Source organism: Rhodanobacter sp. Root179 (assembly GCF_001428465.1).
Taxonomy (GTDB): domain Bacteria; phylum Pseudomonadota; class Gammaproteobacteria; order Xanthomonadales; family Rhodanobacteraceae; genus Rhodanobacter.
This window is the reverse complement of record NZ_LMHR01000086.1, coordinates 39042-63839: the sequence shown is the minus strand read 5'-3', so window position 1 is coordinate 63839 and position 24798 is coordinate 39042. Positions and strand designations below refer to the sequence as shown.

At 66.8% G+C, this 24798-nt stretch carries 22 protein-coding genes; 9 read left to right on the top strand and 13 right to left on the bottom strand.

The window, feature by feature from the left end; all coding sequences use genetic code 11:
• The first annotated feature begins 3 nt into the window (after window positions 1-3).
• A complete protein-coding gene (locus ASD82_RS14090; protein ID WP_056718449.1) occupies window positions 4-3129 on the top strand; it encodes an efflux RND transporter permease subunit in 3126 nt (1041 codons plus the stop codon).
• Window positions 3130-3244: 115 nt separating this feature from the next.
• The gene (locus ASD82_RS14085) at window positions 3245-3634 is read left to right on the top strand and encodes a hypothetical protein (protein ID WP_056718448.1); all 390 of its coding nucleotides are present in this window, start codon (window positions 3245-3247) and stop codon (window positions 3632-3634) included.
• Window positions 3635-3769: 135 nt separating this feature from the next.
• Here ASD82_RS14085 and ASD82_RS14080 read toward each other — a convergent pair whose 3' ends face one another.
• The 3 genes from ASD82_RS14080 to ASD82_RS14070 all read right to left on the bottom strand — a co-directional run bounded on the left by ASD82_RS14080 (window position 3770) and on the right by ASD82_RS14070 (window position 6598).
• The gene (locus ASD82_RS14080; RefSeq protein ID WP_056718447.1) at window positions 3770-5206 is read right to left on the bottom strand and encodes a M20/M25/M40 family metallo-hydrolase; all 1437 of its coding nucleotides are present in this window, start codon (window positions 5204-5206) and stop codon (window positions 3770-3772) included.
• Window positions 5207-5420: 214 nt separating this feature from the next.
• Entirely contained in the window at window positions 5421-5834 is a 414-nt protein-coding gene (mscL, locus tag ASD82_RS14075) for a large-conductance mechanosensitive channel protein MscL (RefSeq protein ID WP_056718446.1), read from the bottom strand.
• A gap of 77 nt (window positions 5835-5911) precedes the next feature.
• Entirely contained in the window at window positions 5912-6598 is a 687-nt protein-coding gene (locus ASD82_RS14070; protein ID WP_056718445.1) for a fumarylacetoacetate hydrolase family protein, read from the bottom strand.
• A gap of 212 nt (window positions 6599-6810) precedes the next feature.
• On the opposite strand from ASD82_RS14070, the gene ASD82_RS14065 reads away from it, so the two are divergent.
• From ASD82_RS14065 to ASD82_RS14050, 4 genes are all read left to right on the top strand, one after another.
• Window positions 6811-8052 (top strand): efflux RND transporter periplasmic adaptor subunit, encoded by a 1242-nt coding sequence (locus tag ASD82_RS14065; RefSeq protein WP_235580726.1) that lies wholly within the window; start codon window positions 6811-6813, stop codon window positions 8050-8052.
• 67 nt (window positions 8053-8119) lie between these two features.
• Window positions 8120-8809, top strand: a complete 690-nt coding sequence (locus ASD82_RS14060; protein WP_056718443.1) for an ABC transporter ATP-binding protein — start codon at window positions 8120-8122, stop codon at window positions 8807-8809.
• Between the two features lie 250 nt (window positions 8810-9059).
• Window positions 9060-10220 carry an ABC transporter permease gene (locus ASD82_RS14055; protein ID WP_056718442.1) on the top strand — a complete coding sequence of 387 codons (1161 nt, stop codon included), beginning with the start codon at window positions 9060-9062 and terminating at the stop codon, window positions 10218-10220.
• Window positions 10221-10230: 10 nt separating this feature from the next.
• Entirely contained in the window at window positions 10231-11559 is a 1329-nt protein-coding gene (locus ASD82_RS14050) for an ABC transporter permease (protein WP_056718512.1), read from the top strand.
• Window positions 11560-11669: 110 nt separating this feature from the next.
• Here ASD82_RS14050 and ASD82_RS14045 read toward each other — a convergent pair whose 3' ends face one another.
• The 3 genes from ASD82_RS14045 to ASD82_RS14035 form a co-directional block, all read right to left on the bottom strand.
• Entirely contained in the window at window positions 11670-13058 is a 1389-nt protein-coding gene (locus ASD82_RS14045) for a TIGR00366 family protein (RefSeq protein WP_056718511.1), read from the bottom strand.
• Between the two features lie 186 nt (window positions 13059-13244).
• On the bottom strand, window positions 13245-14177 hold the full coding sequence (gene yedA / locus ASD82_RS14040; protein ID WP_056718441.1) for a drug/metabolite exporter YedA: 933 nt from the start codon (window positions 14175-14177) through the stop codon (window positions 13245-13247).
• 122 nt (window positions 14178-14299) lie between these two features.
• The gene (locus ASD82_RS14035; RefSeq protein ID WP_056718440.1) at window positions 14300-14575 is read right to left on the bottom strand and encodes a hypothetical protein; all 276 of its coding nucleotides are present in this window, start codon (window positions 14573-14575) and stop codon (window positions 14300-14302) included.
• Window positions 14576-14652: 77 nt separating this feature from the next.
• Here ASD82_RS14035 and ASD82_RS14030 point away from each other — a divergent pair, with 77 nt between their 5' ends.
• The gene (locus tag ASD82_RS14030) at window positions 14653-15009 is read left to right on the top strand and encodes a Rieske (2Fe-2S) protein (protein WP_056718439.1); all 357 of its coding nucleotides are present in this window, start codon (window positions 14653-14655) and stop codon (window positions 15007-15009) included.
• 214 nt (window positions 15010-15223) lie between these two features.
• On the opposite strand, the gene ASD82_RS14025 is transcribed toward ASD82_RS14030, so the two are convergent.
• The 7 genes from ASD82_RS14025 to ASD82_RS13995 form a co-directional block, all read right to left on the bottom strand.
• Window positions 15224-17344: a YjbH domain-containing protein gene (locus tag ASD82_RS14025; protein WP_082585365.1), complete on the bottom strand. Its 2121-nt coding sequence runs from the start codon at window positions 17342-17344 to the stop codon at window positions 15224-15226.
• 238 nt (window positions 17345-17582) lie between these two features.
• Window positions 17583-18356, bottom strand: coding sequence for a capsule biosynthesis GfcC family protein (locus tag ASD82_RS14020; RefSeq protein WP_056718438.1), 774 nt, complete (start codon window positions 18354-18356; stop codon window positions 17583-17585).
• Window positions 18353-19114: a YjbF family lipoprotein gene (locus ASD82_RS14015; protein ID WP_235580725.1), complete on the bottom strand. Its 762-nt coding sequence runs from the start codon at window positions 19112-19114 to the stop codon at window positions 18353-18355. Before ASD82_RS14015 ends, ASD82_RS14020 begins: the two co-directional genes overlap by 4 nt.
• A gap of 100 nt (window positions 19115-19214) precedes the next feature.
• Window positions 19215-20234 carry a polysaccharide biosynthesis/export family protein gene (locus ASD82_RS14010; RefSeq protein ID WP_056718509.1) on the bottom strand — a complete coding sequence of 340 codons (1020 nt, stop codon included), beginning with the start codon at window positions 20232-20234 and terminating at the stop codon, window positions 19215-19217.
• Window positions 20235-20405: 171 nt separating this feature from the next.
• Window positions 20406-20675 (bottom strand): hypothetical protein, encoded by a 270-nt coding sequence (locus ASD82_RS14005; protein WP_007807159.1) that lies wholly within the window; start codon window positions 20673-20675, stop codon window positions 20406-20408.
• 236 nt (window positions 20676-20911) lie between these two features.
• Complete coding sequence (locus ASD82_RS14000; RefSeq protein ID WP_007807157.1) at window positions 20912-21232, bottom strand: hypothetical protein; 321 nt, start codon at window positions 21230-21232, stop codon at window positions 20912-20914.
• A 171-nt stretch (window positions 21233-21403) separates the two neighbouring features.
• Window positions 21404-21673 (bottom strand): hypothetical protein, encoded by a 270-nt coding sequence (locus ASD82_RS13995; protein ID WP_007807155.1) that lies wholly within the window; start codon window positions 21671-21673, stop codon window positions 21404-21406.
• Between the two features lie 299 nt (window positions 21674-21972).
• On the opposite strand from ASD82_RS13995, the gene ASD82_RS13990 reads away from it, so the two are divergent.
• Together ASD82_RS13990 and ASD82_RS13985 are read left to right on the top strand one after the other, a co-directional pair.
• Window positions 21973-22407: a low molecular weight protein-tyrosine-phosphatase gene (locus tag ASD82_RS13990; protein WP_056718436.1), complete on the top strand. Its 435-nt coding sequence runs from the start codon at window positions 21973-21975 to the stop codon at window positions 22405-22407.
• A gap of 35 nt (window positions 22408-22442) precedes the next feature.
• On the top strand, window positions 22443-24647 hold the full coding sequence (locus ASD82_RS13985) for a polysaccharide biosynthesis tyrosine autokinase (protein ID WP_056718435.1): 2205 nt from the start codon (window positions 22443-22445) through the stop codon (window positions 24645-24647).
• Window positions 24648-24798: the final 151 nt, after the last annotated feature.

The window sequence follows — 24798 nt, the reverse complement described above, 5'->3', positions numbered from 1 at the left end:
CCGGTGAACATCCCCGAGCTCTGCATCCGCCGCCCGGTGATGACCACGCTGTTGATGACGGCGCTGCTGGTGTTCGGCCTGGTCGCCTATCCGCAATTGCCGGTGAACGAACTGCCGAACGTCGACTTCCCCACCATCAGCATCAGCGCCAGCCTGCCCGGCGCGTCGCCGGAGACGATGGCGTCGGCGGTGGCCACGCCGTTGGAAGGCAAGCTGTCGACGATCGCCGGGATCAGTTCGATGAGCTCGACCAGCGCACTGGGTTCCACCTCGATCACGCTGACCTTCGAGCTCGATCGCAACATCGACGCGGCGGCGCAGGACGTGCAGTCGGCGATCTCCTCCGCGTTGCGCCAGTTGCCGAAGGAGATGACCACGCCGCCGACCTTCCGCAAGGTCAATCCGGCCGACTCGGCGATCCTGTACCTGGCGATGAGTTCCTCGACGATGCCGCTGACCCAGGTCGACGAATACGCCGAGACCGAGTTGGCGCAGCAGCTGTCGATGATCGATGGCGTGGCCCAGGTCAGCGTGTACGGCTCGCAGAAGTACGCGGTGCGGATCAGCGTGGACCCGGACCGGCTCGCCGCCGCCGGCATCGGCATCGACCAGGTGCAGAGCGCGATCGCCGACGCCAACGTCAACCAGTCCACCGGCTCACTGTACGGATCGCGCCAGCAGCTGCCGATCCGCAGCGACGGCCAGCTGCAGCGCGCCGCCGCGTACAACGACGTGGTGGTCGCGTATCGCAACGGCGCGCCGGTGCACGTGGGCGACATCGGCGTGGCGCGCGACAGCGTGCAGGACGACCAGAAGTCCAGCTCGTACAACGGTACCCGCGCGATCGTGCTGGCGATCCAGCGCCAGCCCGGCGCGAACACGGTGGCCACGGTGGACCGGATCAAGGCCGTGCTGCCGAGCTTCCGCGCCAGCCTGCCGCCGTCGGTGAAACTGGAAACGCTGTACGACCGCTCGCAGTCGATCCGCGCCTCGGTCGACGACGTGCAGTTCACCCTGCTGCTGGCCGGCGCGCTGGTGGTGTTCGTGATCTACCTGTTCCTGGGCAGCCTGTCGGCCACACTGATCCCCGCGGTGGCCCTGCCGATCTCGGTGCTGGGCACGTTCGGCGTGATGTACGCGCTGGGCTACAGCCTGGACAACCTGTCGCTGTTGGCGTTGACCCTGGCTGTGGGTTTCGTGGTCGACGACGCGATCGTGATGCTGGAAAACATCGTGCGTCACATGGAAGCCGGCGTACCGCCGTACGAGGCCGCGCTCAAGGGTGCCGGCGAGATCGGCTTCACCATCTTCTCGATGACGCTGTCGCTGATCGCCGTGTTCATCCCGGTGATGTTCATGGGCGGCATCGTGGGCCGGCTGTTCCACGAATTCGCGATCGTGATCAGCGTGGCGATCCTGATTTCCGGCATCGTGGCGATCACGCTGACGCCGATGCTGTGCAGCCGCTTCGTCAAGGCGCACGGCCATGGCGATGCCGACAGGAGCAGGAAGAACTGGCTGGTCGGCGGCTTCGACCGCGGGTTCAACGCCGTGCAACGCGGCTATGGCGACAGCCTGCGCTGGTGCATGGACCGGCCCCGGCTGGTGCTGGCCGCATTCGGCCTCAGCCTGCTGGCCACCGCCCTGCTGTTCTACGTGGCGCCGAAGGACTTCATCCCGGCCGGCGACAACGGCACCTTGCACGTCAACACCGAGGGGCCGGAGGATGTCTCCTTCGACGGCATGCTGGCGCGACAGCAGAAGCTGGTCGACATCGTGGCCAAGGATCCGAACATCGCCGGCTACATGTCCAGCATCGGCGCCGGTGGCTCGCGCAGCACGGTCAACAACGGCTCGATCCTGCTGCTGCTGAAGCCGGCGAACCAGCGCAAGCTGGACGTGGACGGGGTCACCGCCGAGTTGCGCCGGAAGCTGGCGGCGGTCACCGGCATCCGCGCCTATATCCAGAACACGCCGGCGATCCGCATCGGCGGTCGCCAGTCCAAGGCGCAGTACCAGTACACCTTGCAGTCGATCGACATGCCGGCGCTGTACGACTGGAGCGGTCGGGTTACCCGCGCGTTCGCTGCCTTGCCGGGCTTCGAGGACGTCACCAACGACCTGGACCTCAACAGTCCCTCGATCGTGGTCAAGGTCGACCGTGCCAAGCTGGCGCCGCTCGGTCTCACCATGGCCCAGGTGCAGACTGCGCTGGGCATCGGCTTCGGCGAAAACCAGGTCTCCACCATCTACGGCTCGTCGACCCAGCACTGGGTGATCCTGCAGGTCGAGCGCAAGCTGCAGGACGATCCCTCGGTGCTGTCGCAGCTGTACGTCACCTCGGGCAGCGGCGCGCTGGTGCCGCTCAGCGCGGTGGCCAGCTTCAGCCGCGAACCGCAGGCGCTGACCGTGAATCACCAGGGCCAGCTGCCGGCGGTCACGGTATCGTTCAACCTGGCCCAGGGCGTCAGTCTCAGCGACGCGGTGGCCAGCATCGACGGCGCGATGCAGACTATGGGCCTGCCGGCGACCATCAGCGGCAGCGTGCAGGGCACCGCGCAGGCGTTCCAGCAATCCCTGCAGGGCATGGGCATGCTGCTGCTGCTGGCGGTGTTCGTGATCTACCTGGTGCTGGGCATCCTGTACGAAAGCTTCATCCACCCGCTGACCATCCTGTCCGGCCTGCCGGCGGCGGCGGTCGGCGCGCTGCTGACCCTGGTGATCTTCCACGCCTCGCTGGACCTGTTCGCCTTCGTCGGCATCGTGATGCTGATCGGCATCGTCAAGAAGAACGCGATCATGCTGATCGACTTCGCGCTGGAGCGTCAGCGCGAGGAAGGCATGCCGCCGGCGCAGGCGATCTTCGAGGCCTGCCGCGTGCGTTTCCGCCCGATCATGATGACCAGCATGGCGGCGATGGCCGGCACCCTGCCGATCGCGCTGAGCATCGGCGCCGGCGCCGAAGTGCGTCGCTCGCTGGGCCTGGCCGTGGTCGGCGGGCTGATCTTCTCGCAGGTGCTGACGCTGTACCTGACGCCGGTGATCTACATCTACATGGATCATCTGCAGCAGCGCTTCGGGCGCAAGCCGCACGTCGATGCCGCCGCCTTGCCGAACGGATCGCGCTGACGCGACGAATATGGCCCGCACGCCCGCTCGTCCGTGAAGGGGGCGCGGCGGCATCTACACGACAACGTCGCCCGGGTTGCGCTAGGGTCACCGCGACCTCAACGGGAGTCATGCCATGTCACGCAACAGCATCCTCGTATCCGCCGCCTTCGTCGCCCTGCTGAACGCCGGTTGTGCCGTTCGCGCCAGCGAGCCGGGCCAGCTGGACGCCGCGGCGCTGCAGGCACAGGCCGCCAGGCCGTGGGACAAGGCCAGCCTGATGCACACGACCGTAGTTCTGGGCAGCTATCGCGGCGTGCCGGTGGTGGCCGAGCATCCCTGTTCGGACGTCTGTCCGCAGTACACCGTGCGCATCATCCACTACCAGCTGCCGGCGGATGCATCGTGCGCCAGCGTGGGCGGCGTGGAAAAACAGGTGCTGGTGCCGATCGCGATCGCGGTGCGGCCGAAGACGTTCTGCGTGCCTGATGCGCTGGTGGAATCCGGGGCGTATTACGCAAAGTAGGCGATGCTCCTGCTCCCTCCCCTGCAACGCAGGGGGAGGTTGGGGAGGGGGTTCGCTTTTGATGTTTGATCCTGCGGGAAGAGCGACCCCCACCCCAGCCCTCCCCTGCGTTGCAGGGGAGGGAGCAAGGCAGGGCTACTCGCCGGCGCCGTCTTTCGCGAATGCGCCGGGCGCCGAACCGAAGTCGCCGTCCGCCTGGGCGGCCATGTACGAGAACGCGGCGTAGACCGCCACGTTCTGGGCCAGTTCCTTCGGGTCGATCTTGTCCAGCGTGTCGGCGGCGGTGTGGTGCCAGTCGAAATACTTCGTGCCGTCCTGGGTCAGCGACAGTGCGGCCATGCCCTTGCCGTGCATCTGCGACAGGTCCGAACCGCCGCCGCCGGGACGCTTGGCGTCGTAGGTCACGCCGATCGGCGCCAGCACCCTGGCGATCTGTCCGATGGCGCCGCGCGCTTCGGGCTTGACGCTGGCGCTCATCCGCCAGACCTTGCCCGCGCCGAAATCGGATTCGGTGCCGAGCTGGAATTTCGCCACTTCGTCCGCGTGCTTCTCGGCATAGGCGCGGCCGCCCCACAGGCCCATTTCCTCGTTGGCGAAGGCGATCACCCGGATCGTGCGGTCGGGGCGCTGCGGCAGGTCGTGGATCAGCTTGCCGGCGGCCATCGCGATCGCCACGCCGGCGGCGTCGTCGATCGCGCCGGTACCCGGGTCCCACGAATCCAGATGGCCGCCGATCGCGACCACCTGGTCGGGATGCTTCGCGCCGGTGACCTCGCCGATCACGTTGGCGCCGGTGTATTCACCCTCGATGCCGCAGTCGAGGTCGAGCCTCACCGTCACCGGCTTGCCGTAGGCCAGCACGCGTCCGAGCTGGTCGGCGTCGGGGTTGGATATCGCGGCGGCGGGGATCGTCTTGGCCGGATCGCGGAAGCCTGTCACGCCGGTGTTCGGCGTGCGGCTGTGCGGGTCGGTGCCGGCGGTGCGCAGCAGGTAGCCGACGGCGCCCTTGGCCTGCGCGATCACCGGACCCTGGGTGCGGATCGGGGAGCCGACGCCGTAGTCGTGGCCGTCCCGGTAGCGCTGCATGCGGTAGTCGACGAACACGATCCTGCCCTTGATCGTGGCCGGGTCGGCGGCCTTGAGCGCGTCGAGGCTGTCGAACTTCACGACCTGCGCGGTGAGCCCGCCCTTGGGCGTGCCCGGCGAATAGCCCAGCGCGGTCAGCACCATCGGCTGCGGGAACGGCGACACGATCGCGCCGTGCTCGCTGCGACGCACCCACTTCGGATAGGTCACCGGCTCGGTGTAGACCTTGTCGAAGCCCAGCGCCTTGAACTTGGCCACCGCCCAGTCCACGCCGCGCTGGTCGGCCTCGCTGCCGGCCAGGCGCGGGCCGACTTCGGTGGTGAGCGACGTGACGATGCGGTAGCCGGTGTCATCGTGCATCGCCTTGTCGCGCAACTGTTCGGCCGTCTTTACGGCCGTGGCGGGAATCGTGGTATTGGCGGCGCTGGCGATGCCGCTGGCCAGCAGCAGGCTGGCGGCGAGCAGGGTGAGGGGAAGACGGCGCATCGGGAGACTCCGCGGAGGAAAGCCCGATTATGGCGGCGTGGCCGCCGGCTGCTTAGGCCAGAAGTCATGGTTGGGGAACGGGGAACAGGAACGGAGCAGCGCCGTAGGGCGGACATTGTCCGCCGCCCTTGCTTGGCCACGTCGGCAGGAGCCGGCGGGCAGTGCCCGCCCTACGAAGCTGTTTGTACCCCGTTCCCCGTTCCCGCTTGTCCGGTCAACCCGGCCGATTCTTCAGCAGATCGCGGATCTCGGTCAGCAACGCCACGTCGGCGGGCGGCGCGGCGGGTGCCTCTTCCTGCTTGCGGCTGAGCTTGTTGATGGCCTTGACCACCATGAAGATCGCGAACGCGATGATGAGGAACTGGATCAGGGTGTTGATGAAGGCGCCGTACTGGATCGCCACCTCGGCCACCTTGTGCGCCGGGTCGCTGACGTCGGCGGGCTTGAGCACCCATTTCAGATCGTTGAAGTCGATGCCGCCGGTGAGCATGCCGATCGGCGGCATGATGATCTGGTCGACCAGGGAAGTGACGATCTTGCCGAACGCGCCGCCGATGACCACACCGACCGCCAGGTCGATGACGTTGCCACGCATGGCAAAGGCCTTGAATTCGCTGAGCATGCTCATGTGTCTGGTACTCCCTTGGTTTGGCCGGTTGGCTGGTCGAATGTAGCGCAACCCGACGGACTCAGGGGTGGCGGCGATCAGGCGATGCGTCCGTCCAATTCCGCCACGCCGACCAGTTCGGCGTGGAAGCGGTCGCCCCGCTGCAGTGCGGCGACACCGGCGGGCGTGCCGGTGAAGATCAGGTCGCCGGGCTTCAGTTCGAACAGGGTGGACAGCGCCGCGATGATCTGCGGCACGCCATGCACCATCTCGCCCAGCCGGGTCTGCTGGCGCAGCTCGCCGTTGACGGTGAGTCGCAGCACGCTGTCGTCGTCCAGTGCCGCCTCGTTTGCCGGGCGCAGCGCCGACACCGGCGCGGAATGATCGAAGGCCTTGGCCACGTCCCACGGGTGACCCTTGGCCTTGGCCTGCGCCTGAAGGTCGCGGCGGGTCAGGTCCAGTCCCACGCCGTAGCCGAAGATCAGCGAGCCCGCCTGTTCCGGGGCGATGTCGCAGCCACCGCCGGCCAGCGCCACCACCATCTCCACTTCGTGGTGCAGTTCCGTTGTCATCGAGGGATACGGTACGTCCGCACCGTCGCTGACCACCGCGTCGGCCGGCTTGCAGAAAAACATCGGGGCGGACTTGTCCACCGCCGCGCCCATCTCGCGGGCGTGCTCGGCGTAGTTGCGGCCGATGCAGAACACGCGGCGGACCGGAAAGCGCTGGTCGCTGCCGATGATCGGCAGGCTCGGGACGGCGGGAGTGGCGATGGCGTAGGTCATGCGGCAAGCGTAGCAAAGGCGGCCCTGTCGGCGCAGGCTGCGAGCCAGGCGCGGGTGCCGGGCTGTCGATCCGCCACGGTCCCGTTCGTCGACAGACAGTGGGGCGGATGACAGCTGTCACGTCCGATGATTGATGCTGGCTCATGGCGACGCCCCGGCGCGTCGTTCAAGCTTGTCTCATCGGGAACATGGCCTGGAACGCGGGAGTGGATGTGGACAACACCGAGCTGCTGAAGGAACTGCGCATCGAGCGCCATCAACGCGAGGAACACGGCGGTGGCGGCGCCCGCTGGCCGTGGATCGTGGCCGCCGGGCTGGCCCTGGTCGTGCTGCTCGGCGGTGCCGGCTGGTTCTGGCTGGGCCATCGCGCCGTGCCGGTGCAGACCGCGACGGCGGTGGCGGCCGGTGCGGACAGCGGCGCCGGCGCCGTGCTGCAGGCCACCGGCTACGTCACCGCCCGTCGCCAGGCCACCGTGTCCGCCCAGATCACCGGCACCCTGACCGCGGTGCTGATCGAGGAAGGCGACCACGTGAAGCAGGGCCAGGTGCTGGCGCGCCTGGACGACAGCGGCTACCGGGCCAACCTCGCCGCGGCCCGGGCCCAGGCCGACGCGGCGCATGCGCAGGTCGCCCAGTACCAGGCGCAACTGGCCCAGGGCGTGGCCGACGCGCGGCGGCTGCAGTCGCTGGTCGGTCGCGGGCTGGTCTCGAAGCAGAGTGCCGAGCAGGCGCAGACCCAGGTGGACAGCCTGCGTGCCCAGCTCGGCGCGCAGCGGCAGCAGGCCAAGTCCGCCGATGCACAGGCCGCCGTGGCCCAGGTCAATTTCGACTACTGCGTGGTGCGTGCGCCGTTCAGCGGCGTGGTCACCACCAAGGACGCGCAGGTCGGCGAGATCATCTCGCCGCTGTCCGCCGGTGGCGGCTTCACCCGGACCGGCGTCGGCACCATCGTCGACATGAGTTCGCTGGAAGTGGACGTGGACGTCAACGAGGCCTATATCGGCCGGGTCAAGCCGGGCATGTCGGCCGAAGCCGTGCTGGATGCCTACCCGGACTGGAAGATCCCCGCCCGCGTGGTCGCCATCGTGCCCACCGCCGACCGTGGCAAGGCCACCATCAAGGTGCGCGTGGCGCTGGAACAGAAGGATGCGCGCGTGGTTCCCGACATGGGCGTGCGGGTGTCCTTCCTGGAGGAGCGGCCGGATGCCGCCGCGCCGATCCCGCAAGGCGTGCTGGTGCCGGCCACGGCGATCGTGCAGCGCAACGGCCGCAGTGTGGTGTTCGTGGTCGACGGCGGCGCAGTGCGCCAGCGCACCGTCAGTCCCGCGGCGCAGGCCCGGGGCGAGTTGCGCCTGCTGCCGGCGGCGGTGAAGCCGGGCGACAGCGTGGTGCTGGCGCCGCCAGCCGACCTGCACGACGGTTCGGCCGTCCAGACGAAAGTCGCCACGCCATGAGTCATGAACAGATGTCCTCTTGCGGCGGCCTCCGCCGCAACCGTCACGCAGCCTTCGGAGAAACAGCATGGGCACCCTGATCGATATCCAGAACCTGGCCAAGACCTATGAGCGCGGCAAGCAGAAGGTCGAGGTGTTGCACCACGTCAACCTGGCGATCGCCCAGGGCGACTTCCTGGCCCTGATGGGCCCGTCGGGTTCCGGCAAGACCACCTTGCTCAACCTGATCGGCGGGCTCGATACGCCCAGCGCGGGCAGCATCAGCGTGGGCGGCCAGCGCATCGATCAGCTCGGTGGCGCCGCGCTGGCCAAGTGGCGGGCGTCGAACGTGGGCTTCATCTTCCAGTTCTACAACCTGATGCCGATGCTGTCGGCACAGCGCAATGTCGAACTGCCGCTGCTGCTGACGAAGCTGTCGGCGTCGCAGCGCCGGAAGAACGCGGCGATCGCGTTGCAACTGGTCGGCCTCGCCGATCGCGCCAGCCACAAGCCGAGCGAACTCTCCGGCGGCCAGCAGCAGCGCGTGGCGATCGCCCGCGCGATCGTCTCCGATCCCGAGCTGCTGGTCTGCGACGAGCCCACCGGCGACCTCGACCGCCAGTCCGCCGAAGACGTGCTCGGCCTGCTGCAGCAGCTCAACCGCGAGCACGGCAAGACCATCGTGATGGTCACCCATGATCCGAAGGCGGCCGAATACGCCAGCCATACGCTGCATCTGGACAAGGGCACGTTGGTCGAGCAGGGGGCGCTGGCGTGATGGGCTCGCGGCGAAGAGCGACCCCACCCCGGCCCTCCCCTGCGATGCAGGGGAGGGAGCGCAGCGGCTTTGCCCCTCCCCCTGCTTGCAGGGAGAGGTTGGGAGGGGGTAAGGCTTTTGACCTTGCGATCAAGAGCGCCCCCACCCCAACCCTCCCCTGTAAACAGGGGAGTGGGCTTTACGCGCACTTCTCCGGCTTCCGCGTCGCCGTGCCGACGTGGCAGCACCGTGATCCGCAGAGGATTCCGTCATGAAATATCTCCACCTGATCTGGGCCGCGCTGTTCCGGCGCAAGACCCGCACCTTCCTCACCTTGGTCTCGATCATCGCCGCGTTCCTGCTGTTCGGCATGCTCGACGCGGTGCGCACCTCGTTCGACCAGGCGGGCAAGAGCGCCAATGGCGCCGAACGCCTGCAGACCGGCTCGAAGCTGTCCTTCATCCAGACTCTGCCGTCGTCGCTGGAGCTGCCGATCGGCAAGGTGCCCGGGGTCAAGGCGGTGGCCTATGCGAACTGGTTCGGCGGGGCCTACCAGGACCCGCACAACCAGATCTTCAGCTTCGCGGTGAGCCCGAACTACATCGACCTGTTCCCCGAGGTCGAGGTGCCGGCGGCGCAGCGCAAGGCGTTCGACGAGACCCGCACCGGCGTGCTGGTCGGCGAGGATCTCGCGGCGAAGTACCACTGGAAGGTCGGCGACAAGCTGCCGCTGCAGTCCACCATCTTCCCCACGCACGACGGCAGCAAGAACTGGTCGTTCGACATCGTGGGCATCCTGCACCCGAAGGACAAGAACGCCGGCGGCATGTTCAAGCAGCTGATCCTGCTGCACTGGAAATACTTCGACGACAGCACGCCCTACAACCGCGGCTCGGTGGGCTGGTACGTCAGCCGCGTCAGCGACGTGAACCAGGCCGACCGCGTGGCCAAGGCGATCGATGCGATCTCGGCCAACTCCGACCACGAGACCCGCACGCAGACCGAACAGGCCGCCACGGCGAACTGGATCAAGCAGCTGGCCGACATCGGCCTGATCGTCAGCTCGATCATGGGCGCGGTGTTCTTCACCCTGATGCTGCTGTCGGGCAACACCATGATGATGGCCGTGCGCGAACGGACGTCCGAGCTGGCGGTGCTGAAGACGATCGGCTTCTCCAGCGCCAGCGTGCTCGGCATGGTCCTGGCCGAATCCGTGCTGCTGTTGCTGATCGGCGGGGTGATCGGGCTGGGCATTGCCACCGCGCTGATTCCCGCGGTGGCGGCCGGCAGCGGGCTCGGCCTGCCACCGGTCGGCGCGGGCAACTGGGTGCTCGGCATCGTGCTGATGGCCGTCATCGGCCTGGTGGTGGGGGTGATACCCGCGGTGCGCGCGATGCGCCTGAACATTGTCGATGCACTGGCCGGCCGCTGAGGAGATCACCATGAACAAGTTCGGAAATTTCATGATCGGCCTGGGCCTGGTCGTTGCGCTGGTGGTGACGCTGGGCATATGGGTGCGCCTGCCATGGCCGGCGGTGCTGGGGCTGGCGGTGCTGTTCGCACTCTGGATGGCGTTGACTCGACAGGGGCGCCAGGCATCCTCGGTCACGGCGGTCGGCGTCAGCACCTTGCGCCAGCGGCTGGGTTCCTCCTCGGTGATCGTGATCGGCATTGCCGGCGTGGTCGGCGTGCTGGTGGCCTTGCTGGCGATGGGCGAGGGCTACAGCGAAACGCTGCGCAGGACCGGCAGCACCGACACCGCCATCGTGATGCGCGGTGCCTCTGCGTCGGAAGTGATGTCGGTGCTGGAGCGCGACAACGTGGTGGTGATCCCGCAGGTCGCCGGCATCGCCCGCGACGCCCAGGGCAAGCCGATCGCCTCGCCGGAGATCGTGGTCGCCGCGAACCTGCAGCTGAAGGGCGGCACCGAGGACGACGTCGGCAGCGTGCAGTTGCGCGGCATCGGCGACGAGGCATGGACGGTGCGGCCGAACGTCAAGGTCGTCGCCGGGCGCAAGTTCAAGCCGGGCATGCATGAGCTGATGGTGGGGCAGGGCGCCCAGCGCGAATTCGCCGGCCTCGAGGTCGGCCACCAGGTGAAGCTGGGCAACCAGCAGTGGACCGTGGTCGGCCAGTTCGCCTCCGGCGATGCGCTGGATTCGGAGCTGTGGGCCGACGCCAACGTGGTCGCCGATGCCTATCGCCGCGGCGGCAGCCGCAACTCGGTGACGCTGAAGCTGGCCGACCCTAACGGCTTCGACGCGTTCAAGGCCTCGCTCGAAGCCGACCCGCGCCTGAAGGTCGACGTCGACACCACCCTCGACTACTTCAGCAAGCAGTCCGAAGGCACCAGCAAGATGATCCAGGGCATCGGCATCACGGTCGGCGTGATCATGGCGATCGGTGCGATCTTCGGCGCGCTCAACTGCATGTTCGCCGCCGTCGCCGCCCGCGCCCGCGAAATCGCCACGCTGCGTGCGATCGGTTTCCGCGGCACGCCGGTGGTGGTGGCGATCATGCTGGAAACGATGCTGCTGGCGCTGATCGGCGGCCTGCTCGGCGGCGCCCTGGCGTGGCTGATCTTCAACGGCTATACCGCGTCGACGCTGGCGGCCGGTTCGGTGGGCAAGCTCAGCTTCGAGTTCAGCGTCACCCCCGCGCTGCTGTGGAGCGGCCTGAAATGGGCGCTGGCGATCGGCTTCATCGGCGGCCTGTTCCCCGCCATGCGCGCCGCGCGCTTGCCGGTCACCACGGCGCTGCGCGAGCTCTAGAAGGCAGAAGTGAGTGGAGAGGAGTGAGGAGTGAGAGAAGGCAGGAGCGGGCATGGTCGGCACGGCGCGCTTTCTCTCATTCCTCACTCCTCCTCCCTCGCTCCTCGCTCCTAAGGCATCACCGGCGGCACATACTCCAGCGTCATGCCCAGCAGCCATAGCATGCCCAGCACCAGCGGCACGTGTACCACCAGTTGCACGAAGGTGTAGCCGACCACGTCGCGCGCCTTCAGCCCGAGCACGCCGAGCAGCGGCAGCATCCAGAACGGGTTGATCAGGTTGGGCAGCGCCTCGGCCGCGTTGTACACCTGCACCGCCCAGCCCAGGTGCACGTGCAGGTCGTTGGCCGCCTGCATCACGTACGGCGCCTCGACCAGCCACTTGCCGCCGCCGGATGGCACGAAGAAGCCGAGGATCGCCGAGTACGCGCCCATCACCGCGGGGAAGCTCTCGGTGCCGGCGATGTGCACGAACAGGTTCGACAAGCGGTGCGCCAGGGTGGCGCCATCCGCGCCGGGCACATGGGTGAGCAGCGCGGCGATGCCGCCGTACAGCGGAAACTGGATCAGCACGCCGGCGGTGCTGGGCACGGCGCGATGCACCGCATCGAGAAAGCTGCGCGGGCGCCAGTGCAGCAGGATGCCCAGGGTCAGGAACAGGAAGTTGTAGGTGTTGAGGTTGGCGATCGCGCTGATCGCCGGCTTGCTGGCGAACTCGTGGCCGAGCCAGCCCAGTCCCAGCAGGCCGATCGCCAGCGACAGCAGCGGGCTGTATTCCAGCCACTCGCCCGGACGCGTTCGCGGCGGCAGCGCCGGGATCGAGTTTTCCGCCACGTCGAAGTCCTGCGCGGTGCGTGCGTTCGCGTCCGACGGCGCGGTGAACCAGCACACCAGCAGCGACACCACGATCAGCACTGCGGTCAGCACGATCGACTGCCACAGGAAAATCGTCTGGCTGAAAGGCAGCACGCCGGTGATCGCCAGCAGGCCCGGCGGCATGCTGGCCGGGTTCGCCTGCAATTGCGCCGCGGACGATGACAGCCCCATCGCCCAGATCGCGCCGAGGCCCAGATACGCCGCCGCGCCGGCCGCGCGGTAATCCATGCGCAGGTCGCTGCGCCGTGCCAGCGCGCGCACCAGCAGGCCGCCGAACACCAGCGAGAATCCCCAGCTCAGCAGCGACGCCAGCATGCTGACCAGGGCGATGTAGACGATCGCGCCGCGCCCCGTGCGCGGCGCCCGCGCCAGCACGTCGATGAAACGCGCCACCACCGGCGCGGTGGCCAGCACGTAGCCGCCGATCACCACGAAGGCCATCTGCATGGTGAACGGGATCAGGCTCCAGAAGCCGTCGCCGAACGCGCCGACGGCGGCGACGGGTGTCGCGCCAAAGGCCAGCGCCGCCAGCGCCACCAGCACCACGCCCAGCGCGGCAAACACCCACGCATCCGGAAACCAGCGCTCCGCCCACGCCGCACTGCGCAGCGCCACGCGCGCCATCCAGCCATCGTGTTGTGCATTCATGTCGTGCTCCTTCCGCAATCGGTCCATCGTCACGCCTGACTCGACCGAAGAGCAACCCCACCCCAGCCCTCCCCTACTTCGCAGGGGAGGGAGCAGAGCGCGCAACGCTCCTCCCCCTGCATGGCAGGGGGAGGTTGGGAGGGGGTGCGCTCTTGATCTCGCTCAGGTGGAAGCCGCGACTCCAACCTGCTTCTTCTGCTTCGCCAGCGTGATCACGACCAAGCCGCCCAGGATGATCGCCATGCCCAGCAAGTCGTACGGTCCCAACTGCTCGCCGGCCAGCAGGATGCCGAGCAGCACGGCGACGGGTGGATTCACGTAGGCATAGCTGGTAGCCAGCGCGGGACGCGCGTGCTTGAGCACGTACAGGTAGGCGCTGAACGCCACGATCGAACCGAACACCGCCAGATAGATCAGGGCCAGCGTGGCATGCATCGTGGGATGCGCCGGCAGGCGTTCGCCGCTGAGGAAGCCGAACAGCAGCAGCGCGACGCTGGCGGTCAGCATCTGAGCGGCGGTATTCATCGGGCCTTGCGGCATGTCGCGTCGACGGCTCCAGGCCGAACCGAACGCCCAGCACATCGCCGCCACCAGCAGCGCGATCGCGCCGAGCCGCGAACCGGACAGGCTGCTGCCCAGGTTCAACACGATCACGCCGACGAAGCCAATCACCAGGCCGATGCTCTCGCGCCGGTTCGGCCATTGCCCATACATGCCGGTGAACAGCGCGGCGAACAGCGGCATGCTGGCCACTGCCACCGCGGCGATACCCGAGCTGACCCGCTCCTCGGCAAAGCACACCAGGCCGTTGCCCATGCCGAGCAACAGCAGACCGGTGAACGTGGCGTTGCGCCATTGCAGCGACGTCGGCGCCGCCATGCCGCGCCAGCGCAGGAATCCGTACAACGCGACACCGGCACCGAGGAAGCGAATGCCGGCCAGCAGGAACGGCGGGTAGCTTTCCAGCGCGAACCGGATGCCCAGGTAGGTCGAGCCCCAGATCACGTACAGCGCCAGCAGCGACAGCGGAATCAGGACGCGGGGATCGGTCAGGCTGCGCGGCCTGGCCGCGTCAGAGGCAGAGGTAACTTGCATGGAGGCGGATCGTGTGGGGACGGCGCATTATCCGCGTGTTACCCGTAGGAGCGCACCCTGTGCGCGATAGCTCTTCGTCACCTGACGGAAAACTATCGCGCACAGGGTGCGCTCCTACAGGATCAATGCGCGACGGGGCGACCCTGGCGGATCACCACGAACTCGCCTTCCAGCACGGCCGGCTGGCCATTCCCAGCCGACGCCGTCCGCTGCACCGGCGAACGCCCCTGCTTCCACTGGCGCACGGCCAGCAACAAGATGCCGCCGACCAGCAGCACGCCAGCCACCACCAGCCCGAATACCAGCAGCACACCGAGCACGGCCACGCCCAGCACCAGCGAGAGGGCGCGCGCCAGCGGGTGGCGGGGACGACGGAGAGGCGGCAGGGAGAAATGCATGTGTTAAAAATCCGTGTGGTAAAATCAACGACTTACGCGACCACCATGGGGCCATGCGGTCCCCGAGGCAAGTGCCGATGGATATACCTACCCCCGCCGAATTGTCGCAACCACCGGCCCTGTGCCGGCTCGACGACATCCCCGACGGCGGCGCCACCGCGGTGGACGCCAGCCTGGCTGACGGCGAGGAAAGCGTGATCCTGCTGCGTCGTGGCGAGCAGGTGCACGGCTATCTCAACGTCTGTCCCCACGCCGGCCGCCGCCTCGACTACGCCCCCGGCAAATTCCTGCTGAAGAACGACACCCTGATCTGCGCCGTGCACGGCGCCACCTTCAACCAGGGCGATGGCTTGTGCATCGCCGGGCCCTGCCGCGGCGAGCACCTGCGCATGGTGGCGGTGCAGGTGGAAGAGGGCGAGGTGAGGCTGGCGTAGCGCGGTCGGCCGGAAGAGCGACCCCACCCCAACCCTCCCCTACACGTAGGGGAGGGAGCAAGGCGGCTTCGCTCCTCCCCCTGCTTGCAGGGGGAGGTTGGGAGGGGGTGGCGCCGGGTGGCGAGGAAGCAAGATCAAGAGCGAACCCCACCCCAACCCTCACTGCGACCGAAGGGAGTCCCCTTGCGGGACGAGCGGGGAGGGAGCAAGGCGGCTACTCGGTGATCTTCTGCAGGTTGTCATCCAGCAGGTCGCTGTCGCGGTCGCTGGTCAGGTCGTAGAGGTTGTAGCGCTTGGCCAGGCGGGCGCCGCCGTCGCGCAGCAGGGGCTGCCACAGGATGTTGGCGCTGCTGGTGTGCGAGCTGGGCAGCATCAGGTCGAACGGGATCGACAGGTAGATGCCCTTGTCGAAGCTGCCTTCGCCAAACTGTTTCGCCGAGACATTGGTGAACGTGGCATACGCGCCCATGCGCACGCCGTTGTGGAACTGGCGCGACACGTCGATGGTGGCGCCACGGTCGCCGGCCAGGTAGCGGCCGTAGCTGAGCGCCAGGGTGACGTCCTTGTAGCCCAGGTCGAAGTAGCCCGTCACGTGGCCGGTGGCGACGTGGTAGCGGCGGAACGAGAAGTCCTGGTCGAAGCCGCGCTGCTTCACCCAGTTGGCATCGACGCCGATCGCCCAGCGTTCGCCCATCGGCCGGTACAGCACTTCGCCGCCCACGCCGCCGTACATGCTTTCCAGCATGCCGCCGTATAGAAGGCCATACAGATCGGTGCCAAGACGACGGCTGGCGGTGAGCTGGAAGACAGGCATGGTCAGCCGCGAGCTGGTCAGGTACTCGCGCACATAGGTGCGCACGCGCGGCAGGTTGCTGGGCGCGTCGTACTTGAAGTGGTCGTAGTTGTTGAGCAGGTTGGCGCTGAAGTTGCCGCTCCACCACAGGTTCGGGGTGAAGTGGAAGTTCGCGTCGTAGTTCGCGTACACCTGATACAGGATGAAGGCATCCGGGCCGCCCAGCGATTGCGCGTAACCCACCGCCAGACTGCCGCTGAACTTCTTCGGCGCGGCCCGGTACAGCACCTCCTCACGCTGTGGCAATGGCGGGTTCTGCTCGACGCTGCGGCTGAAGGCGGGCAGGTCGATGTCGTAGTTCAGCAGTTCGTCGAAGCGCTGCCGATGCATGCTGGTCGCCACGATCGGCAGGCCTTCGCGGGTGGACACCACGGTGTACCAGTCGGTGCCCGGCGCCAGCTGGTTGTCCAGCACGCGCGCGGTGCGACCCAGCGCCTTGGCTGGATAGAAATAGCGCTGCTGTTCGCCGGTCACCACCACTTCGCGGCCACGACGGCTGATCTTCGACACCTCGATGCCGGCGTTGTCGCGCAGCTGCTTGCTCACGGCCGTCCAGTCGACCTGCTGCGGGGTTTGCGTGGGCGGCTTGTCGGCGCGATCGGGTAAAGGCGGATCGAGCAGCTTGGTGGGGCCGCTGCTCTGGGCGAGGTTGGTGTGCAGGGTGAAACCGAACATCGCCACGCGCCCGCGCTCCAGCGCCAGGCTGAAGTCGACATTGCGGTTCAGGCGGTAGACCGCGCCGATATTGATCGGCATGCGTTGCGGCTGGTTGTTGCTGGATGGTTCGTGCTTGTAGTCGTTACCTTCGTATTCGAGCTTCAGGATCAGCGGCTGCCATGGCGTCTGGTAGCTGATGCCGCCGAACAGCGCTGCGCGCCCGCGGAAATAATTGTGGCTGTTGAACTGGCCGCCGGGATTGTTGCCGCGTCCGGGTCGCGTATCGAACTTGTCGCTGAGGATCGAGAACGGATTGCCGATGTCGCCGCGATTGCCCATGTAGCCCCAGGCCATGCCCAGGCTGGCGTCGATCGGTCCGAAGCGCTTGCTGGCCACCACGTATTCGCTGGAGAACAGCCCGGTGCCGCCGAGGTCGCGAATGCCTACGGACACGGCCGGCAGGTAATGGCTTTCGCGCCACAGTCGGACCTTGGCGTCGATCGACTTGTCCTTGAGGCTCTGGTCGCCGCTCAGGCTTGACGGCCCGTATAGACGGTTGGCGATGTTGATGTAGCGAAAACTGCCTTCCAGCCACGGCAGCGGCTGCAGGGTGAAGTTGTAGCGCGTATACGGCGAGGTGCGGCTGGCGGTGAAACCCACTTCGCCCTCATCGGCCATGCGCGCGGTGGGCGTCTGCAGCAGGCCGGCGCCGCCGAAGTCACTTTGCGTCGGCGCGTTCTGCGCGTGCACCGAACAGGTCAGCAACCAGCCGGCCAGCGGCAGCAGGCAGGTGCATTGACGGCGGATGTGCTGGAGGGTGTTCAAGCCTGTGGGGTCCGTGGCGTGGTGCGGTGGTGCGATGTGTTTGATGCGATGAGCCGGGGCTGGTGCAGGCGGGCAAGGAGATCAAGAGCGACCCCACCCCGGCCCTCCCCTGCAAGCAGGGGAGGGGGCACAAGCAGCGGCGCGCTCCGGCTCTTCTCCCTCCCCTGCTTGCGACCGAAGGAAGTCCCTATGTGACAGGGGAGGGCTGAGGTGGGGTGTTCTTCGCGAACTACCATCATCACGGCGACCTCTCCGGCCCCGGCAACACCTGCGTTGCCAGGAACGCGGCGATGTCGCGGTTCATCGTGGCGTCCACCCTGCGGGCGGCGCTTTCGCGCAGCGGCACGTAGATCACCGCGCCTGGCGCCAGTGCCTGCGCCTCGCTGCGATTCCACAGGGCCACGCCCTGCACGAACACGTGGCCATCCGGCTCGATCACGTAGATGTTGTCGCGATCCGCGGCGTCGCCGAGCGCACACGCGTCCACGTAAAGCCGCGCATCCTGCAATGGCACCAGCGGCAAGGTGCAGGGTTGCTGCACGGCGCCGACCACGCGGATGCCCTCGGGACGCAGCGGATAGAACAGCTCGTCGCCAGCAGCCAGCAGGTGATTCTTCGGTGCATTCACTTCCACCGCGCGTGGATCGAGCAGCGCCGGCGACTCACGTCCGGTCACCGGCAGCGAGCTGATCCAGCTCCGCAGCGCCGCGCTGCTCGCGGCCAGTGCCTGGTCGTCGCCTGCCAGCGCCCGCTGCTGCAGGCTGGCCAGGTCGAACAGCACGCCGGCTTTCATGCGCTGCTGCGTGGCCAGCAAGCCTGGCCGCAACCAGGCCGTGCCTTTCATGTAGGCCTGCGGCAGCGGCTGCGCGGCGATCGCGGCATCGCTGAGGCGGGCAGGGTCGTTCAGTTCCGTGTGACCCGGGTGCGCCACGGCGCCGCTCACCTGGACCTGCACGGCGGCGGCCGCCGTCGACCAGGCCAGCATCAGCAGCACGAAGCATGCGCGGTTCATGGCTGCGGCTCGCGGTAGGGGCGCAGCTGCACCAATTGCAGACTCAATCCGGGCGCCACCTGCTGGTCACTCTTCCAGATGAAACCGTCGCGTGGGTCCACCCAGTAGTGGTTGGTGACGCGGTAATGCAGCGACGGCACGTCGAGCTGCTCGTCCACCCGCAGCACGTCGTGGGTCTGATCGAGAATCGTGATCTGCTCGCGACCCGCCGGTGTCAGCGTGGCGTCGACCGGCACGCCGTAGCGATAGCCCGGCGACCAGTCCTTGCCCATGCGATAACTGAGCGGCGCGGTGAGCGTCTGCAGACCGCGCGCGAACGGATCGTCGGCAGGCAACTGCACGCCGTCGAGGTCCTGTCCCAGTCCGGTGGTCTGCACCACACGGCCGTGCTCGATGAAGACAACCACGCCATGATTGCCGTACCACGCCTGGCGTCCGCCGTCGACGTTGCCCAGGATCAGCACCGCGCTGCCTTCCGGACTGGTGGCCTGCAGCTGGAAATACGGCTTGGCCGCCACCTCGGCCGCGGTCGGCTGCACCTGCGGCCGGCCCTTCACGGCAAGCCGCATGGCCTTGATCGAGGATCGTGACAACTCGCTGCAGCCGTGCAGGCCGAGCAGCAGCGGGCAGGCCAGCAGCAAAAACCACGCGGGCAACGTACGCGCGGCAGCGGCATGTGCTGTCGACACGCCGGTGCGTTCGCTGTTCGTCAACTGGTCTGGTGGCAAGCCGAAGTCCTCATCCTGATCGGGTGGCATGGCTTCGTAGGGCGGGTACTGCCCGCCGCACCCGCCCATCGCAATGTATCGAAAAGACGGCGGGCATTGCCCCCCTACGCAATCCCGCAACCGGCCGCGCTCAGAAATCCTTGTTCGCGTTGGCCGCCGAATTGATCAGGCCCGAGAACGGCAGCAACTGGCTGAAGAAGCGGTTCCAGCGGGTCACGCCGGCCGGTCCCACGAACACCACGTCGCCGGGCTTCACCATGAACTGGTCGGCCAACGCGAAGGCGGCCGGCGAGCGTGCGTCCAGGCTGAACACCTTCGACGGCGCCTGCTCCAGATCCTTGACGCCACGGATCACGTACACCGCCTTGCCCTTGGCGCTGAGCGGGTTGAGCCCGCCCGCGCGTCCCAGTGCCTGGGTCAGGCTGAGGTCGGACGTCTTGAAGTTGATCGCCATCGGCCTGACCACTTCACCCACCACGTACACTTCCTGGCGATCGTTGTACGGCAGGAACAGGCGATCGCCCGGTTTCAGGTAGATGTCCTGCGCCAGCTTGTCGCCGCTGTTCAGTGCGTCCAGGTCCAGCGGGTAGTCCTGGCCGTCGCGGGTCAGCACCAGGCCGGAGAGATTGGCTTGCTCGGTATTGATGGTGGCCGTGCCCAGCACCTGGGCCAGGGTCAACGGCACCGCCGTGATCGGCTGCGGATCGGTCTTCACGAACGCACCCTGCAGCAGCACGCGCTGGCTGCCATAACCGACGACGCTGACGTCAACCTGCGGCTTCTCCACATAAGCGGCCAGCTTCTTGCTGATCGCTTCGCGCAATTCCTCGATCGTCATGCCGGTCACCTTCAATGTGCCGACATAGGGGTAGAACAAGGTGCCATCCGAGCGCACCAGACGGCCATTCGCCACCGTGGCCTGCTGCGGGCCGGCTGGTGAGGTCAGTTCCGGGTGTTCCCACACCGTGATGAACAGGCTGTCGCCCGCACCGATCCGGTACGACTCCGGCTGGTACGCCAGCAAGGCTGGAGGCACGGCCGTGGCCTGGGCGCTGGCGCGATCCATGGCGATCAGCTTCGGCGTGATCGGGACCAGTTCGACCTGGCTGTTGTCGACCGTGTCGCCGCGGGAGAGTTCGCTGGTCGACATGTGCTGGCCCGGCGCAAGCGCACAGCCGTTCAACAGGGCGACACAGGCAACGAGGAGAAGGGCAGGTGATGTTTTCACGATGGAGGGGGCTCAAGGCGACGGAGGGAACGACAGACACGACAAACGTGCCGAACGAAGTCGGCACGTTTGTTCGAGATCAGTCACAGGATATCAGTGGGTACCGGTGGTACCAGGCACCGGATGCGAGTCGTCGCGAGCCACGCCAGCCACCACGCCGACGGTTGCCACCACCGCGATGGTCACCGCGATCACCTGGCCAGCGGTGATGCCGCCCGTGGAGGCAACACTGGCGGCGTTGGCGCCTGCCACTGTTGGCTGGGCCGGTGGGTTTTGGGCGTTGTCCGATTGCGGCTGCGCCGCCATGGCCAAGCCGGAAGCCATCAGTCCAGCGGTCAGAAGTGCGGGAAGAATCATTTTCATGTGTTGCTCCTTGTGACCGGTGTTCGGGAAAAAACAGCGCCGTCAGTATAACCAGCGGTCGTGAAGGAACCATGTACGCGGAGGCTGGTGTAGTGAAGGTGAAGGCCGACAGGGGCAGCAACGCAGAGCAGGAGCACCCCACCCCCGCCCTCCCCCTGTCGAGGCAGGGGAGGGAGAAAAGCCGCTCGCAGGAGGAGTGGACAAGTCGGGGAAGGGCCGCCCGACTTAAATACGTGTCAATGCGTGCCGGTGGTGCCGGTCGTTCCCGTGGTGCCGGTCGTCCCCGTGCCTCCGGTGCCGGGAACATGTCCATGGCTGTCGTCATTGCCCGCTCCTGCGGCGACGGCGACCACGGCAGTCACGGCAATGCCCGCGGCGATGGCCTGGCCCGTCGTGATGCCACCGGTGGAGGCGGAACCGGCGGCGGCTGCGCCGGCGACGGCCGGGGTCTGCGAGGGGCTCTGGTTCTGGGCGCCCGACGGCGTCGGTTCTGCGGCCTGGGCCATTCCCGTAACGAACAGGCCAGCGGCCAAAAGACTTGCAAGCATGATTTTCATGGGCTATCCCACGGCACCGGGATCCCGCCTGTCACCGAACCATACCAAAGCGAGGTTAAGGAAAGATGTATGGGGAAGAGTGAACCCCAAGCTTGCGTCCCAGGCCTCGCGGCGCGCGCACAAAAAAGCCGCGCCAGAAGGGGCGCGGCTTCAATGAGGTGGTGCGTTCGCTCAGTTCGTACCGGTGGTGCCGGTCGGCGGCGGTGTGCTGGTCTTGTGGTCGTTGCCGCCACTGGAGGCAGCCACGATGGCGCCTGCGACAACCACGCCACCGATCACATAGAACGGGGTCATCTCACCCAGCGACTGCGTCGTGGCGGTCTTCGCGCCGGCAACCGCGGGTGCCGGCGGCGGGGTGGCGGGCTGCTGCTGATCAGCAGACTGGGCCAGCGCGGAACCCATCAGGCCCGTCGCCAGAAGCGCAACGATCATCTTCTTCATGAATATTTCCCCGGGAGATATGGCGTCAAGCGGACGTGAATTCCGTGCTCGGCGAGTATAACCACAATTTCGCAGGGGTACATACATGAACCAGTCAGGCTGAGGCCGCCAAGCTGGCCGGGCTTCGGTTATCATGCCGGGCTGGTCAGGGAACGTGCATACGTCGCGGTTGTGGAGATGTCCACGGAACGTTGCGCAATGCCCAATCAGCAGCTCCAGGGGGAGTGTTCAACAATCCAGAGGAGCGCGGGGCGCCGGCACGACGGGCGACCTTGCCGGGTAATCGAGGAGTCATCGAGTTGTTCAAACGGATATTGACCGTCTGTATTGGCAACATTTGCCGCAGCCCCACCGCCGAATATCTGTTGCGCGAGCGCCTGGTTTCGAAGGACATCGAAGTGAGCAGTGCGGGTTTGCACGCCATGACCGGTTATCCGATGGATGCCACCGCGATGCAGGTGATGGCTGAGCACGGCATCGACGGCGCGGCCCATCGCGCACGTCAGCTGACGCCGGCCATGCTGCGCGAAGCCGACCTGGTGCTGGGCATGGAGAAAAGCCACGTCGACGCGATGGTGCGACTGGCTCCGGAAGCCAGCGGCAAGATCTTCGTACTGGACAAATGGGTACAGGCACGTGACATCCCCGACCCGTACCGCCAGCAACGCCCTGCGTTTGATCACGTACACGATTTGATCACACAAGGTGTTGATAGCTGGCTGCGCTACCTGTAACCCACCTTATATATAACGACTAGGAAAGCTCCTGCATGGCTGCTACGCAAACCCCGTCGTCCAGCGACGACGAAATCGATCTGGGCGAACTGCTCGGCACCCTGGTCGACCACAAGTGGCTGATCCTCATCGTCACCGGCGTGTTCTTCGTGGTCAGCGTGGCCTACGCGCTGCTGGCCACGCCGATCTACCAGGCCAATGCGATCGTGCAGGTGGAGCAGAAGGTGCCCAGCCTGCCGGGCCTCAGCGATCTTACCCAGACCCTGGGCGCTTCCAGCTCCGAAGCCACCACCGAAATCGCGCTGATCACCTCGCGCACGGTGATCGGCGGCGCCGCCGACAACCTGCATCTGGCGATCAGCGTCACGCCGCACCACTTTCCGCTGTTCGGCAACTTCCTTGCCCGTCGCTATTCGCCGGACAAGCCGGGGGCCGTGGCCCCACCCAAGTTCGGCATGAACAGCTACGACTGGGGCGGTGCCGCGCTGGACATCTTCCAGCTCGACGTGCCCGCCCGCCTGCAAGGCAAGACGCTCACCCTGGTCGCAGGCAACAGCGGCGCCTTCAGCCTGCGCGATGACGACGGCAACGTCTTGCTCAACGGCCAGGTCGGCCAGCCGGCCAGCGGCCACGGGGTCACCATCCAGGTGAAGGCGCTGGCCGCCAACCCCGGTACCTGCTTCGACGTGGTGCGTCAGCGCGATCTGGCCGTGATCACGCAGTTGCAGCAGGACATCAACGCCAGCGAGCAGGGCAAGGACTCCGGCATCCTCGCGCTCACCTACAACAACGCCGACCCGGCCTTGGCGACCAACCTGCTGGATCAGGTCAGTGAGATCTACGTCAAGCAGAACGTGGACCGCAACTCCGCCGAGGCGGCCAACAGCCTGAAGTTCGTCAAGGAACAGCTGCCCAACGTGCGCCGCGACCTGGAAAAAGCCACCGCCGCGCTCAACGCGTTCCAGACCCAGGCGCACTCGGTCGACATCACCATGCAGACCAAGGGCCTGCTGGACCAGACCGTCGCCATCGAAACCAGCATCCAGCAGCTGCGTATGCAGCAGGCCGACATCGAGCGTCGCTTTACTCCCGAGCACCCCGCCTACAAGGCGTTGATGCAGCAGATCGGCCAACTGCAGGCGCAGAAGGATGCGATGGAGAAGCAGGTCGGCGAACTGCCCGACACCCAGCAGGAGCTGCTGCGCCTGACCCGCGACGTGCAGGTCAGCAACGAGACCTATACCAACCTGCTCAACCAGGCCCAGCAGCTGGACATTGCCCGCGCCGGCACCGTCGGCAACGTGCGCATCATCGACAAGGCGGCGGTGGATACCAGCCACCCGGTGAAGCCGAAGAAAGCCATCATCGTGCTGGGCGGCACCTTCCTCGGCGGCTTCCTCGCCGTGGCCTTCATCTTCCTGCGCCAGATGCTCAACCGCGGCGTGGAAGATCCCGCAGCCATCGAGCAACTGGGTTTGCCGGTCTACGCCTCGATCCCGCTGAGCGAGCAGGAAATCGCCATCTCGGTGAAGGACGTGCACCACCACGGCAGCAACGGCAGGCAACACTTGCTGGCGGTGAGTGCCCCGGCGGACCTTGCCACCGAAGCGTTGCGCAGCCTGCGCACCAGCCTGCATTTCGCCCGGCTGGAGGCAAAGAACAACCTGCTGATGATCTCCGGCTCCAGCCCCAACGCCGGCAAGACCTTCGTCTCGGCCAACCTGGCCGCAGTGATCGCCCAGTCAGGCCAGCGCGTGCTGCTGATCGACGCCGACATGCGCAAGGGCGGCCAACACAAGGTGATGGGTGGCAAGCCGGAAAACGGCCTGTCCGAGCTGATCACCGGACAGCTCGAACTCCCCGCCGCAATCCGCCCCGTGCAAGGCGTCGACAGCCTGCACTTCATTGCCCGCGGCAAGGTCCCGCCGAACCCGTCCGAACTGCTGATGCACGCCAACTTCACCGCGTTGCTCAACAAGCTGATGCCGATCTACGACCTGATCATCGTCGACACCCCGCCGATCCTCGCGGTGACCGATGCCGCCGTGATCGGCCACCACGCCGGCACCAGCTTGCTGGTGGTGCGCTTCGGCCTGAACCAGGCGCGCGAAATCGCCCTGGCCAAGCAGCGCTTCCAGCAGAACGGCGTCGATATCAAGGGCGCCATCTTCAATGCCGTAGAACGTCGCGCCGCCGGCTACTACTCCTACGGCTACTACGAATACAAAGCCGCCAAGTAGCGGCACTTCTTCCTCCCCTGCGTGCAGGGGAGGACCGAGGTGGGGTAGCTTTTGCCCCAAGCTTCTGCTCCAAACCCGCATCGCCCCTGCAACAAGAAAACCCCATAATCACCGGTCGAGCCAGCCCCACACGCTCCCGCTAGACGTCTGC